General features: G+C 69.5%; 10 protein-coding genes. 3 read left to right on the top strand and 7 right to left on the bottom strand.

What is annotated here, in order from left to right; translation table 11 throughout:
- Positions 1-159 precede the first annotated feature (159 nt).
- Positions 160-846 (top strand): MspA family porin, encoded by a 687-nt coding sequence (locus tag A5655_RS23405; protein ID WP_231999261.1) that lies wholly within the window; start codon positions 160-162, stop codon positions 844-846.
- On the opposite strand, the gene A5655_RS23400 is transcribed toward A5655_RS23405, so the two are convergent.
- The 7 genes from A5655_RS23400 to A5655_RS23365 form a co-directional block, all read right to left on the bottom strand.
- Positions 843-2,138 (bottom strand): acyl-CoA dehydrogenase family protein, encoded by a 1,296-nt coding sequence (locus tag A5655_RS23400; protein WP_067014254.1) that lies wholly within the window; start codon positions 2,136-2,138, stop codon positions 843-845. The two genes, A5655_RS23405 and A5655_RS23400, sit on opposite strands and share 4 nt — an antisense overlap.
- A 22-nt stretch (positions 2,139-2,160) precedes the next feature.
- On the bottom strand, positions 2,161-2,937 hold the full coding sequence (locus A5655_RS23395) for an enoyl-CoA hydratase/isomerase family protein (protein ID WP_067014252.1): 777 nt from the start codon (positions 2,935-2,937) through the stop codon (positions 2,161-2,163).
- Between the two features lie 149 nt (positions 2,938-3,086).
- Positions 3,087-3,914, bottom strand: coding sequence for an oxidoreductase (locus tag A5655_RS23390; RefSeq protein ID WP_067014251.1), 828 nt, complete (start codon positions 3,912-3,914; stop codon positions 3,087-3,089).
- A 27-nt stretch (positions 3,915-3,941) separates the two neighbouring features.
- A complete protein-coding gene (gene ppk2 / locus A5655_RS23385) occupies positions 3,942-4,820 on the bottom strand; it encodes a polyphosphate kinase 2 (RefSeq protein WP_067014249.1) in 879 nt (292 codons plus the stop codon).
- 33 nt (positions 4,821-4,853) lie between these two features.
- On the bottom strand, positions 4,854-6,380 hold the full coding sequence (locus A5655_RS23380; protein WP_067014248.1) for an Hsp70 family protein: 1,527 nt from the start codon (positions 6,378-6,380) through the stop codon (positions 4,854-4,856).
- A 514-nt stretch (positions 6,381-6,894) separates the two neighbouring features.
- A complete protein-coding gene (locus tag A5655_RS23370) occupies positions 6,895-9,144 on the bottom strand; it encodes a carbon starvation CstA family protein (protein ID WP_067014244.1) in 2,250 nt (749 codons plus the stop codon).
- A gap of 40 nt (positions 9,145-9,184) precedes the next feature.
- Entirely contained in the window at positions 9,185-10,714 is a 1,530-nt protein-coding gene (locus A5655_RS23365) for an ATP-dependent DNA ligase (protein ID WP_067014242.1), read from the bottom strand.
- Positions 10,715-10,826: 112 nt separating this feature from the next.
- On the opposite strand from A5655_RS23365, the gene A5655_RS23360 reads away from it, so the two are divergent.
- Both A5655_RS23360 and A5655_RS23355 read left to right on the top strand, forming a co-directional pair.
- Positions 10,827-11,585, top strand: coding sequence for an SDR family NAD(P)-dependent oxidoreductase (locus A5655_RS23360; RefSeq protein ID WP_067014240.1), 759 nt, complete (start codon positions 10,827-10,829; stop codon positions 11,583-11,585).
- Positions 11,586-11,694: 109 nt separating this feature from the next.
- Positions 11,695-13,860: an acyl-CoA dehydrogenase gene (locus A5655_RS23355; protein ID WP_067014238.1), complete on the top strand. Its 2,166-nt coding sequence runs from the start codon at positions 11,695-11,697 to the stop codon at positions 13,858-13,860.
- The last annotated feature ends 50 nt before the right edge of the window (positions 13,861-13,910 follow it).

Raw genomic sequence — 13,910 nt, 5'->3', positions numbered from 1 at the left:
CGATCGTAGCCCTCCGGAGCGGGAAATGGGCGGCCCCCAGCATTCCTGCCCGAAGTCGCATTTCAATCACGAATGCAAAACAACTGCGGCGGTTCGGCCAGCAAATGCCGTGACGTGAATTCGGCGCTGCCTACGGTGTCGTCCGTGAGGCCCATCGCCGTGGTCGTCCGCCGCGCCGCGGCTTTCGCGGTTTGCCTTGCCATGCTCGTGACGAGCGCGGCGCGATCCGGCGCCGACCCCGAAGTCGACCCGGCCGCCGCCACGGCTCCGGCGGCCGACGGGCTGGTCCCCTCGAACCCTCCAGCAACCCTCAATACCCCCGACGGCTGGACCCTGGGCCTCGGCGCGAAGGACGAGTCGCAGGTTCCGGTGGCGCCGTTGACGACCGCCGTCTCGTCCCGCGAATACCTGTCGAGCGGAACCTTCGTCGGTTCGCTGATCGGGCCGGAACAGCCCCGCGGCGAGCTCGAGGTGGGGTACGAGATCGGCTGTGGCATCGACATGAGCACGTCCAACGGCGTCACGATGGCGGGCAGCGCGGGCGTCACGCCGTCGCTCGGCACGACGGCACTGATCCCCGGTGTGACGACCGGCATCCTGCCGTTGATCTCCACGCCGGTTAACGGTGTGCTCAGCGTCGGCCTCAAGCCCGGCCTGGTGATCGTTGTGCCGGTGATCAAGAAGGAGTTCAAGGGCGCGAGTCCCTGGGTGATGATCAGCAACTTCCACGTCAAGATCGACGGCTGCGTGGGACAGTCGTTCATCCGCTCCTACGCGACGCTGACGCGGATCACCGACCAGTCCGACGTGATCTTGTCCTACGTCGGCGTCACCAAATCCGTTTAGCCGCGCGGGATGCCCGCCAGCTTGTCGGCGAACTTCGCCTCGGCGGCCGCGCGCAGCCGGAGCAGGTGTTCGGACGGGAACAGGTCCGGCGCCGGCGCGCGGTCCTTCAGCAACAGGCGGGCCAGCGTCACCTTGTGGACCTCGGTGGGACCGTCGGCGAGGCCGAGCACGAACGACTCGACCAAGTACTGCACGAACGGCATCTCGTGCGTGGTGCCCAGCGATCCGTGCAGCTGAAGCGCCCGCGACGACACGTCGTGCAGCACCTTCTGCATCATCGCCTTGACCGCCGAGATGTCCGCGCGCACCGCCTTGTAATCGTTGAGTTGGTCGATCTTCCAAGCGGTTTGGAGGGTAAGCAGCCGAAAGGCCTCGATCTCCATCCACGAGTCGGCGACCATCTCCTGGACCAGTTGCTTGCTGGCCAGGACCTCACCCTGGGTGTAGCGCGACACCGCCCGCTCGCAGATCATGTCGAAGATGCGCCGGACCAGCCCCACCGTGCGCATGGCGTGATGAATTCGCCCGCCGCCCAAGCGGGTTTGCGCGACGACGAACGCCCCGCCGCGCGGGCCCAGCATGTGATCGGCGGGCACCCGCACGTCCTCGTAGCGGACGTACCCTTCGCGCCCGCCACCCAGCGGTTGGTATCCCAGCCCGACGTCGCGCATCACGTTGATGCCCGGGGTGCCGCCCGGCACGACGAACATCGAGTATCGCTCGTACGGTGGCGCCTCGGGGTCGGTCATCGCCATCACGATGATGAACGACGCCATCGACGCGAACGACGAAAACCACTTCTCTCCGTTGATGATCCAGTGATCGCCGTCGGGCACGGCGGTGGTGCGGAATACCTTGGGGTCCGCGCCGCCCTGCGGCTCGGTCATCGAGAAACACGACACGATGCGGTTGTCCAGCAGCGGCTCGAGGTAGCGCGCCTTGAGCTCGGGCGTGCCGTAGTGGGCGAGGATCTCGCTGTTGCCCGAATCGGGGGCCTGCGAGCCGAAGACGATCGGCGCGCATTCCGAACGACCCAGAATCTCGTTCAGCAGCGCCAGTTTCACCTGGCCGTAGCCGGGCCCACCGAGATGAGGGCCCAGGTGGGTGGCCCACAGCCCCCGCTCCTTCACGATCTCCTGCAGCGGCGGGATGAGCGCTTGGCGCACCGGGTCGTTCAGGTCGTGCGACTCCTTGACGATCAGGTCGATCGGTTCGCACTCGGTGCGCACGAACTCCTCGACCCATTCCAGTTGTTCGGCCCACTGCGGGTCGGTGGAGAAGTCCCACGACATCCGTCGTCCCCTCTCGGTTCGGTCACCCGGACCACTTTTTCCGGCGTTCGGCCGCTTCCTCGGTCGCGTGCGAGAGCACCTGGTTGCGGTTCTCCAGCTCCAGGGCCGACGACAGGCTCGCCGCGTCGGTATTCACCTGCAGCGCACGCTTTGTCAGCTGCACGCCGAGCGGGGCCAGGCCGGAGATCAGCGACGCCAGCTCCACCGCGCGCTCGAACAACCGCTCGGGTTCAACGATCTCGCTGACCAGCCCGCGCCGATCCGCCTCGGCGGCCGACACCGTGCGCCCGGTGAGCATCCAGTCCGCCGCGACGCTGGTGCCGACGACGCGGGGGAGGTGATAGCTCATGCCCATCTCGGCGCCGGACAGCCCGAGCAGGATGGCGGCGTTGCCGAACGACGCTTCGGCCGAACAGATCCGGATGTCGGCGGCCAGGCACAGCGCGAACCCCGCGCCGACGCACGGGCCGTTGACGGCGGCGATGACGGGCTGCGGCAACCGCCGCACGGCCTCCGCGAGCGCGGCCATGCCCTCCTGGAAGCGCATCCGGTCCAGGGCCGGGGCGGTCGCTTCCGGCACATCGGGCCCGAAGTCGCGCATGTCGATCCCCGCGCAAAAGCCGCGACCGGCGCCCGTGAGCACGACGGCACGCACCGACCGGTCGGCCGCCAAATCGCCCAGGGCCGCGCCCAATTCGGATCGCATGACCTCGTTGATGGCGTTGAGCCGCTCCGGGCGGTTCAACCGGACGACCACGACCCCGTCGCGGGGCCGGTCGAGTTCCAGCGTGTCTGACACCCACCGATCGTAAAGCGTCTCTCGATCTAGGAGAATAACCTTCTCCGAAATCGCGAAGCAATTCTCTTCACGATGTCGAGCGTGCGGCCAGCCGCACATTCGATGCCGAGCGTGCGGCGAGCCGCACAGTCGGACCGCGCGGCTGAGGTTCAGTCGAAGTTCGTGCCGCCGCTGAGCTCTTCCCATTTCGCGATCTCGGCCGCGCGGGCGTCCGCGACATAGCGGTAGAGGCCCAGGGCGTCCGGGCCCAGCAGCAGGAATCCGGGCGGCTCGCTCGACTCGACCGCCGCGATGACCGCGGCGGCCGCCTTGGCGGGGTCGCCCGCCTGGTTGCCGTGCATCGTGTCGTTTTCTTTGCGGCGCTGCCCGGCGGTGCCCGCGTAGTCGTCGATGAACGTTGCCGTCTGCGCGAGCGAGCGCCCGGCGAAGTCGGTGCGGAACGCGCCGGGCTCGACGACCGTCACCGAGATGCCCAGCGGCGCGAGCTCCCCGCGCAGGGCCCCGCTCATCCCCTCGATTGCGGCCTTGGCGGCCGCGTAGTACCCGGATCCCACCGGGGTGACGGTCGCGCCGATCGAGGAGATGTTCACGATCGCGCCGCTGCGGCGCGCCCGCATCCCCGGCAGGACGGCCTTGATCATCGCCACGCTGCCGAAGAAGTGCGTCTCGAACAACTCGCGCACCGCGGCGTCCTCACATTCCTCCACCGCGGCGCGATAGCCGTAGCCGGCGTTGTTGACCAGAACGTCCACGCCGCCGAACCGCTCGTCGGCGGTCTGCACGGCCGCGGCGACCTGCGCGGGGTCGGTCACGTCGAGCGCGGCGGCGAGCACCCGCTCGGGCGCCGCGCCGGCAAGGTCGGCGACCTTCGCGGGGTCGCGGGCGGTGACGACGGCGTTGTGCCCGGCGGCGATGACGGCTTCGGCGAGCGCGCGGCCGAGCCCGGTCGAGCAGCCGGTGATGAGCCAGGTGGACATGACGTGCCTCCTTCGGTCGGGCGCGGCTCAGTCCATCAGCGCGCGCCCCACGATCCGCGGGTCGGGCTCGCCCACGAGTTGATGATCCTTGTCCTCGTAGTCGGACTTGGCGAGAACGTAGCGCATGGCGTTGATCCGGGCCCGCTTCTTGTCGTTGCTGCGGACCACGATCCACGGGGCGGCGTCGGTGTCGGTCGCGGTGAACATCGCCTCCTTCGCCGCGGTGTAGTCGTCCCAGCGGGTCACCGACTCCATGTCCATCGGCGAGAACTTCCACTGCCGCACCGGGTCGACCAGCCGGATGGCGAACCGGGTGCGCTGCTCGGCCGGCGAGACCGAGCACCAGAACTTCGTCAGGCTGATCCCGTTGTCGACCAGCATCCGTTCGAAAAGCGGTGCCTGCTCCATGAATTCGGCGTACTCGTCGGGGGTGCAGAAGCCCATCACCCTTTCGACCCCGGCGCGGTTGTACCACGAGCGGTCGAACAACACGATCTCGCCGCCGGCCGGCAGGTGGCCGATGTAGCGCTGGAAATACCACTGCGATCGTTCGCGATCGCTCGGCTTCTCCAGCGCCACCACCCGCGCGCTGCGCGGATTGAGATGCTCCATGAACCGCTGGATGGTGCCGCCCTTGCCGGCGGCGTCGCGGCCCTCGAACACGATCACGTGCCGGCCGCCGGTGCGCTTGGCATGGTTTTGCAGCTTCAGCAGCTCGATCTGCAGCCTGCGCTTCAGCGGCTCGTATTCGTCGCGCGGCATCCGGTGGTCGTACGGGTAGCGCTCGCGCCACGTGTCGATGCGGTTGCCGTCCCGGTCGAGCAGGACCGGGTCGTCGTCGTCCTCGTCGTTGACGGTGTAGCCGTGTTCACGGGTGGAAAGGGCGTCCAAATCTATTTCTGGCATAGCCCGGGGTATTCCCGGTGAGCCGTCGATTCATCAACCCGCCGCGGCGCACCGCTCCAGCCGGAAGGTGCGCTCGAAGCCGGCCGGCCGCGTCGTCAGCGTCACCTCCACCGCGCCGCTGGGGGCGACGACGTAGCGCTCCTCGACATCCGGACCCTCGCTCCACCGCCCGACGGGCTGGTGCCCGAGGTCGTCCCGGTCGCGCAGGGCCGGGTCGAACGGGAAGAGCACCGGGTCATACGGCGTGACGTCGCCGTCGGGCCGCCCGTTGACCAGGCGGCTGCACTCCACGAACCGGAAGTGACCGATGTTGTGCGCCGCTCGGTAGGTCCGCCTGACCACCAGCGGGGTGCGCCCGTCGGCCGGCAGCGACGCGTCCTTGGGCACGATCGGGTCGAATACCACGTCGGTCCCGGCCTGGGCCTCGCGGAAGACCCCGAAGTGCCGCGAAAAGCGTTCGGACAGCGCGAAGCCCGCCTCCTTGTCGAGGAAGACCGCCAGGCCGATGGCCGTCGCCGCGAACGGGTGCGGGGAGCGTTTCACTCGCTTTTCGCCGAAGGCCGTGCGCAGCATCCGGGCGACCAGCGGAAAACCCCCGGCCCCGCCCACCACGTAGATGCCCGCCACCTCCGACCAGGCCACGTCCTTGCCACCCCGGGTCGGATCGCGCAGGGCGCGCTGCAGCAGTTCGATCGTCCGGTCGACGAGCGGCGCACACACGGAGTAGACGTCGTCGATCCCGCAGGAGAACGGGGGACGGTCGACCGGGTCAATTCCCGTGAGGTCCACCAGGAAACGGCGCGTCTGGGGCCCGACCGCCTCCTTGCGGGCGGCGCACTCGTCCTTGAGCAGCTCGCGCGTCGCGGGATCCACCCCGCGCAGGCTCAACCGGTCGAGGACCAGGTCCACGATCGCCTCGTCGAAGTCGTCACCGCCGAGGCGCTGGATGCCCTCGCTGACCACGACCTCGTTCTCGTGCCCGGTCATCCTCAGCAGCGACGCGTCGAAGGTGCCGCCGCCGAGGTCGTAGATCAGGACATGCTCACGCTTGGCGGTGATGGTGGACCGGTACCGGTGCGCGTACTCGAGGCTGGCGGCGGACGGCTCGTTCAGCAGCGCGACGACGTGAAAACCCGCCGCGACGAAGGCGTCCAGCGTCAGCAGGCGCTGGGCGCTAGAGGCGTTGGCGGGCACGCTGATCGCGGCCTCGACGGTCTCGCCGGGCGCCAGGGTGGCGTTCGAGCGGCCTTGCAGGTCGGTCTTCAGCGCGGCCAGGAAGCCGGTGAGCAGGTCGGCCAGCCGGTGGTCGCGGCCCGCCAGGCTCACCTCGGTCTGCGGGCCGGCGTCGTTGAGGAGGCGTTTGAACGATCGCAGCACCGACCAGCCCGGCTCGTGGCGCACGGCGGCGGCGTCCACCCCGAACCGCAACTGCCCGTCGGGATTGGCGGCGATGAGCGAAGGCCAGGCGTCCAGGCCGTCGAAAGAGATGACCGGATAGTTGCCCCGGTCGACGGCCGCAACGACGGTGTGGGTGGTGCCGAAGTCGATACCGAGCCTCATCGCGCAATTTTAGGACCGCGCCCCGGCCCCGGGCACCAACCGCGACCGGCGTGGGCGGTCAATCCTCGAAATGGCGGTTGTAGTCAGCGCGCTCGAGCCGCCATTGCAGGCTGTAGGTGCCCATCGCGATCATCAACATCACGACCGCGGACGCGAGAGTGACGACGACGTTCATAGTCTTTCCATTTCGCGAGCCATGAGGGCGTTCTCGAGGAACCCGTAACGCTTCGGGTAGTGCCTTCTCGGCGGGCCTGCGCTGTCGCGGCGCGCGCCCAGGGCCGCCGCGGTGCTGAAGACCACCTGCTGCGTGCTGATCAGGACTTCGGCGGGCGACACCTCGACCGCGGGGGGTTGACTTATGCGCTCGTCTGCGGGATCAGTCGTGCTATCGAGTCCCGCTGGTGATACCAACATTTCGTCCATCTCTTTTCCGATGTGGTCCCGGGACCGGACGAACCGGTCGTTGGTGAAACCACCGTAAGAGCGACGAGCGGCTTTCGTCGTGAGTAGTCGACTACCCCTTTGCCTGGGCGGCGGACTTCGCGCCCCACTGCCGTTGCAGCTCCCGCTCGGCGGGGGTGGGAATCAGCCCGGCGGGCGCGAACCGCTTCGACGGCACCGGGTCCTCCTCGGTCAACGGCCTGCCACCACCGCGAATCGCCCTGAGCGCGACGGCGATTCCGGCGACGAACACGATGACGACCACCAACGCGAAGATGACCGACAGGGTGCCTTGGATCCAGGTGTTCCTGATGACCTCGTCGAGCTGGCGGGCGTTCTTCGCCGCACCGAACGCGGTCTTGCCGGCGTGTTTCGCCGCCAGGTACTGGGAGTGCTGCGTCCAGTAGCCGACCGCGGGATCGCCGGAGAAGATCTTCTGCCACGACGCGGTCAGCGTGACGGCCAGGTCCCACAGCAGCGGAACCCCGGGAATCCAGGCCCACCTCAGCAGGCCCTTCTTGATGACCACCACGGTGATGACGGTCAGCGCGATCGCCGCCAGCAACTGGTTGGCGATGCCGAACAGCGGGAAAAGGGTGTTGATGCCGCCCAGCGGATCGGTCACGCCCATCAGCAGGGTGCTGCCCCACGCGGCGACGACGACGAGGCTGCAGATCCATACGCCCGGGCGCCAGCTCGGATTGCGCAGTTTGGCCAGCGGTCCGCCGAAGTTGCCGAGCGCGTCGGACAGCATGAATCGGTTGACCCGCGTCCCCGCGTCGAGCGTGGTCAGGATGAACAGCGCCTCGAACATGATCGCGAAGTGGTACCAGAAGGACTTGAGGCCGGCGCCGCCGAACACGCGCTGCAGCACCTCGGACATTCCCCAGGCGAGCGTGGGCGCCCCGCCGGTGCGCGACACGATCGACTTTTCGCCGACGCCGGCGGCGGCCTGGCTGATCTGGTCGGCGGTGGCCGGGGCGCCGGACAGGCCGAGCCTGTTGACGTATTCCGCGGCGGTGGCCGCGGTACCACCGGTCTTCGCGGCCGGCGCATTGATGGTGAAGTACAGGTGCTGGTTGATGATCGACGCGGTGATCAGCGCCATGACCGCGACGAACGACTCGGTGATCATGCCGCCGTAGCCGATCAGCCGCATCTGGCTTTCCTTCTCCAGCAGCTTCGGCGTCGTCCCGGACGAGATCAGCGAGTGGAATCCGGACAGTGCGCCGCACGCGATGGTGATGAACAGGAACGGGAACAGCGAGCCCGCGAACACCGGCCCATTGCCTTTCGCGGCGAACTGCGAGATCGCGGGGGCCTGCATGAGCGGCCGCGCGATGCAGATGCCGATCGCGAGCAGCGCGATGGCGCCGACCTTCATGAACGTCGACAGGTAGTCGCGCGGCGCCAGCAGCAACCACACCGGCAGCACCGACGCGGCGAAGCCGTAGATGATCAGGCACCAGCACAGGGTGACCGGGGACAGGGTGAACCAGGATGCGCCCCAAGATGTTTCGGCCACCCAGTTGCCGGAGGCCACGGCGATCAGCAGCAGCGCGAAGCCGATCACCGATACCTCGGTCACCTGCCCCGGGCGCAGGAACCGCAGGTAGGCGCCCATGAACAGCGCGATGGGGATGGTCATGGCGATGGAGAACACGCCCCACGGGCTCTTGGCCAGCGCCTGCACCACGATCATTGCCAGCACCGCGATCAGGATGACCATGATGACGAGGACGCCGATGAGCGCGGCGGCGCCACCCACCGCACCCAGCTCGTCGCGGGCCATCTGGCCCAGCGAACGGCCGCGCCGGCGGGTGGAGATCCAGAGCACCAGGTAGTCCTGCACACAGCCGCCGAACACCGCGCCGGCAATGATCCAGATGGTCCCGGGCAGGTAGCCCATCTGGGTGGCCAGCACCGGACCGACGAGCGGCCCCGCCCCCGCGATCGCGGCGAAATGATGCCCGAACAGCACGCGCCGATCGGTGGGCACGTAGTCGGTGCCGTCGTCGAGCACCTCGGCCGGCGTGGCGTGGTCGTCGCGGGGACGGACGATCTTCATCTCGATCAACCGGGCGTAGAACCGGTACCCGACGATGTACGTGCAGATCGCCGCGATCACGAACCAGACGGAGTTCACCGTCTCGCCGCGAGCCGTCGCGATGATCGCCCACGCGACGGCACCGGCGACGGCGATCGCCCCGAAGATGATTCGGTGCCGGACGGTGATGGGGGAGCGGTCGACGATTGCGACCGGCGGTAGGTCTTCGTGGGTGCGGATGAAGCTGACGTCGTCGTCGTGCTCTTTGACTGCCACGGCGAAAAACCCTACGCGCCGAAAACCGACAACGCGTGTTTTAGTACAGCGCCCGCACCGCGTCGATGGTGTCGGCCTCCGCCGGGCCCTTGTCGTCGCGGTAGCGCACCACCCGGGCGAACCGCAGCGCCAGGCCACCGGGGTACCGCGACGACTTCTGCACGCCGTCCAGGGCGATCTCGACCACCTGCTCAGGGCGCAATCGGACCACGTACTCGTCGGTTCCGCCGAGCGCGAGCTCGCTGAACCGGGCGGTCTGCCAATCCAGCATGGCGTCGGTCATTCCCTTGAAAGTCTTTCCCACCATGACGAATTCGCCGGAGGCCGGATCCCGCGCGCCCAGGTGGATGTTGGAGAGCTTGCCGCGACGGCGCCCGGAACCCCACTCCACCGCGAGCACCACCAGGTCCAGCGTGTGCACCGGCTTCACCTTCAGCCAACCCGCCCCGCGACGGCCCGCGAGGTAGGGGGCGCCGGGCGCCTTGGCCATCACCCCCTCGTGGCCGGCGGCCAGCGTGGCGGCCAGGAAGCCGGCGGCCTCCGAGGGGTCCGACGTCATCAACCGATCGACCCGCTGCGTTGGCGGCACCAGCGCGTCCAGCGCGGCCAGCCGGTCGGTGGTCGGCGCGTCCAGCAGGTCGAAGCCGTCGCGGTGCAGAACGTCGAAGAAGAACACCGAAAGCCGCTGCGCGGCAACCGCGGCCCCCACGTCGACGGACCGGCCGAATCGCGAGGCCGTGACCTGAAAGCGGTGCGGTGAGTTGTCGGGCCGCAACGCGATCGCCTCGGCGTCGGCGATCAGGTCGGTCACCGGCAGGGCCAGCGTCGCCTCGACGACCTCCGGGAGCCGGGCCGTGACGTCGTCGAGGCTGCGGGTGTACACCGTGACCTCGTCGCCGGCCCGGTGAATCTGCACGCGCGCGCCGTCCAGCTTCGCCTCGAAAATCGTTGTGCCGTCGTGACGTTCGATCGCCTCGGCCACACCGGTCGCGGTCTGGGCCAGCATCGGGCTGACCGGCCGGCCCACCCGCAGGGTGAACGCCTCCAGGGCCGCGGCCGACCCGGACAGGGCGGCCGCCGCCACCGCCGGCAAGTCACCGCCCAGCATCGCGGCGCGCTGCACCGACGCGACGGGGATTCCCGCGGCCTTGGCGACCGCGTCGGCCATGATCCCGGCCAGCGCCCCCTGGCGCAGCTCGCCGCCGAGGAGGCGCACCAGGAAGGCCTGCTCGGTTTCGGTCGCCGCGGCGAACAACGCATTGAGGAGTTCGGCCCGCCGCGCCTGCGACCCCTTGCCCGAAACCGCCCCGATCTCCGAGAAGGCGGCGTCGACGCCGGGGACCGTCAGGACCGGATCGCTGGCCGGCGGTGGCCGGGAGCGCAGCGACGCCCAGCCGACCCCGATCTGGCGCTGGCGCAGCTCACCCGAGAGCCACGAGACCACGATCGCCACCGCCTGCGGGTCGGCGGCGGCGCGGCGCAGCAGGTCGGCGATGTGGGCGACCTTGGTCAGCCGCGACGACGTGCCGCCGACATTAAGCGAGGTGCTTGCGACGTCGAGAAGGAGCACGCAACCGAGCTTGGCATGGCTCGCCGACAACCCCGCCGGGCCGACACGCTAGCGTGCCTAGGAAACGTTACAAATTTCATCGATTCTGACAAGCCTGGAAAAGGAGGCCCGGATGGAGATCAACGGGAAGAAGGTCGTCGTCATCGGCGGCGCGTCGGGGATGGGTCGCGCCAGCGCCGAACTGCTGCACGAGCGCGGCGCGGACGTCGCCATACTCGACCGCGAGGGCTCCGACGGCAAGACCGTCGCCGAGGCCGTCGGCGGTTCGTTCTACCCGGTCGACGTCACCGACTTCGCCGGCACCGAGGAGACGCTGCAGACCGCGGTCGACAAGCTCGGCGGCCTGCACGTCGTCATCACCACCGCCGGCGGCGGCATCGCCAAGCGCACGATGACCAAGTCCGGTCCGCACGACCTGGAGTCCTTCCAATCCGTCATCGACCTCAACCTCATCGCCTCCTTCAACATCAGCCGGCTGGCGGCCGCCCACATGGCCAAGAACGAACCCGAGGACGAAGAGCGCGGCGTCATCATCAACACCGCGTCGATCGCGGCGTTCGAGGGCCAGATCGGGCAGGTCGCCTACACCGCCGCCAAGGCGGGCATCGCGGGCATGTGCCTGACCATGGCGCGTGACCTGGGCTCGCTGGGGATCCGGGTGCTGGCGATCGCGCCGAGCCTGTTCGCCACGGGGTTGACCCAGGGCATCCCGGACGAATTCGCGGCGGCGCTCACCAAGGACGCGGCCTTCCCGAAGCGCCTGGGCCGGCCCATCGAGTACGCGAAGCTGGCGGCGGCCATCGTGGACAACCCGATGCTCAACGGCCAGTGCCTGCGGCTGGACGCCGGGCAGCGCTTCGCGCCGAAGTAAGCACCCCCGGCGCGGGCCCGCTCCGGGGAATAAGTACACTCTTTAGGCAGCCGCCCCGCTCCCCCTCGGAGCGGGGCAGGCAGTCAGCCCGGTAGCGAGGAGGCCCCTCATGGGTATCGCCCTGACCGACGACCATCGCGAACTCGCCGAGGTGGCCCGCGCGTTCCTGACCGCACAGAAGGCGCGCTGGGCGGCCCGATCCCTGCTCGACGCGACCGACGAATCCCGGCCCCCGTTCTGGCACAACCTGGTGGAGCTCGGCTGGCTCGGGCTGCACGTCGACGAGGAACACGGCGGCTCGGGCTACGGGCTGCCCGAACTCGTCGTGGTCGTCGAGGAGCTCGGGCGCGCGGTCGCACCGGGGCCGTTCGTGCCGACCGTGATCGCCTCGGCGGTGCTCGCGAAAGACGGCACGCCCGAGCAGAAGTCGCGACTGCTGCCCGGCCTGATCGACGGCACCGTCACCGCGGGGATCGGCCTGGACGGCGACGTGCGGGTCGACGACGGCGTGGCGGACGGCGACGCCGGAATCGTGCTGGGCGCCGGGCTCGCCGAGCTGCTGGTGGTCGCCGCCGGTGACGACGTGCTGCTGCTGGACCGGGCCCGCGACGGCGTGTCGGTGGAGGTGCCGGAGAACCTCGATCCCACCCGGCGCTCCGGGCGCGTGCGCCTGCGGGGCGTGGCCGTCACCGCCGACGACATCCTGCCGGGCGCGCGGCTGTCCGCGCTGGCCCGGGCCCGGACGTTGCTCGCCGCGGAGGCCGTCGGCGGGTCGGCGGACTGCGTCGACGCCGCCGTCGCCTATGCCAAGGTGCGCCAGCAATTCGGCCGGACCATCGCGACCTTCCAGGCGGTCAAGCATCACTGCGCGAACATGCTGGTGGCCGCCGAGTCGGCGACCGCCGCCGTGTGGGACGCGTCGCGCGCGGCGGGGGAGGACGAAGAGCAATTCCGCCTGGTCGCCGCCGCGGCCGCGGCCCTGGCGTTCCCGGCCTACACGCGCAACGCCGAACTCAACATCCAGGTGCACGGCGGCATCGGCTTCACCTGGGAGCACGACGCGCATCTGCACCTGCGCCGCGCGCTGGTCACCGCGGCCCTGTTCGGCGGGGACGCGCCGGCGCTGGACGTCTTCGAGCGCACCGCCGGCGGCGCCGCGCGGGACAACAGCCTGGACCTGCCGCCCGAGGCCGAAGAGCTGCGCACCCGCATCCACGCCGACGCCGCCGAGATCGCCGCCCTGGACAAGAAGGCGCAACTCGACAAGCTGATCGAGACGGGCTACGTGATGCCCCACTGGCCCAAGCCGTGGGGCCGCGCGGCCGACGCGGTGGAGCAGCTCGTGATCGAGGAGGAGTTCCGCGCCGCGGGCATCAAGCGCCCCGACTACTCGATCACCGGATGGGTGATCCTGACCCTGATCCAGCACGGAACCCCTTGGCAGATCGAAAGATTCGTGGAGAAGGCGCTGCGTCAGGACGAGATCTGGTGCCAGCTGTTCTCCGAACCCGAGGCCGGGTCGGACGCGGCATCGGTCAAGACCCGCGCCACGCGGGTCGAGGGCGGCTGGAAGATCAACGGGCAGAAGGTCTGGACGAGCGGGGCGCAGTACTGCGCGCGGGGCCTGGCCACTGTGCGCACCGACCCGGACGCCCCCAAGCACGCCGGCATCACCACCGTGATCATCGACATGAAGGCCCCCGAGGTCGAGGTGCGGCCCTTGCGCCAGATCACCGGTGGCTCGGAATTCAACGAGGTGTTCTTCAACGACGTGTTCGTGCCCGACGAGGACGTCGTCGGGGCGCCCAACTCCGGGTGGACCGTCGCCCGGGCGACGCTGGGCAACGAGCGCGTCAGCATCGGCGGCAGCGGCTCGTTCTACGAGGGCCTGGCGGCCAAACTCGTCGAACTGGCGCAGCGGCACGCAGATCGGTTGGCGGGCGCCGAAGTTCGGGTCGGCTACTACCTCGCCGAGGACCACGCGCTGCGCCTGCTGAACCTGCGCCGCGCCGCCCGCAGCGTCGAGGGGGCGGGCCCCGGCCCCGAGGGCAACGTCACCAAGCTGAAGCTGGCCGAGCACATGGTCGAGGGCGGAGCGATCTCGGCGGCGCTGCTGGGGCCCGAGGTGGCGGTGCTCGACGGGCCTGGCGCGGTGGTCGGCCGGATGATCATGGGCTCGCGCGGCATGACGATCGCCGGCGGCACCTCCGAGGTGACCCGCAATCAGATCGCCGAGCGGATCCTCGGGATGCCGCGCGACCCGCTGATCAATTAATCTCCCCCCGGCGAGTGTGCGTGTCTGCACGGCGACACGCCGCTCGGGCT

This window comes from Mycobacterium sp. 1081908.1, from assembly GCF_001673535.1.
In the GTDB taxonomy this organism is placed as follows: Bacteria; Actinomycetota; Actinomycetes; order Mycobacteriales; family Mycobacteriaceae; genus Mycobacterium.
The sequence above is the reverse complement of the archived record's forward strand: the minus strand, read 5'-3'. Positions and strand labels throughout refer to the sequence as shown.

Excerpts from the sequence above, each read along its gene's own strand:
- A5655_RS23400 (WP_067014254.1), bottom strand. The coding sequence starts at position 2,138 with ATGTCGTGGGACTTCTCCACCGACCCGCAGTGGGCCGAACAACTGGAA.
- A5655_RS23390 (WP_067014251.1), bottom strand. The coding sequence starts at position 3,914 with ATGTCCACCTGGCTCATCACCGGCTGCTCGACCGGGCTCGGCCGCGCG.
- ppk2 (WP_067014249.1), bottom strand. The coding sequence starts at position 4,820 with ATGCCAGAAATAGATTTGGACGCCCTTTCCACCCGTGAACACGGCTAC.
- A5655_RS23380 (WP_067014248.1), bottom strand. The coding sequence starts at position 6,380 with ATGAGGCTCGGTATCGACTTCGGCACCACCCACACCGTCGTTGCGGCC.
- A5655_RS23360 (WP_067014240.1), top strand. The coding sequence starts at position 10,827 with ATGGAGATCAACGGGAAGAAGGTCGTCGTCATCGGCGGCGCGTCGGGG.
- A5655_RS23355 (WP_067014238.1), top strand. The coding sequence starts at position 11,695 with ATGGGTATCGCCCTGACCGACGACCATCGCGAACTCGCCGAGGTGGCC.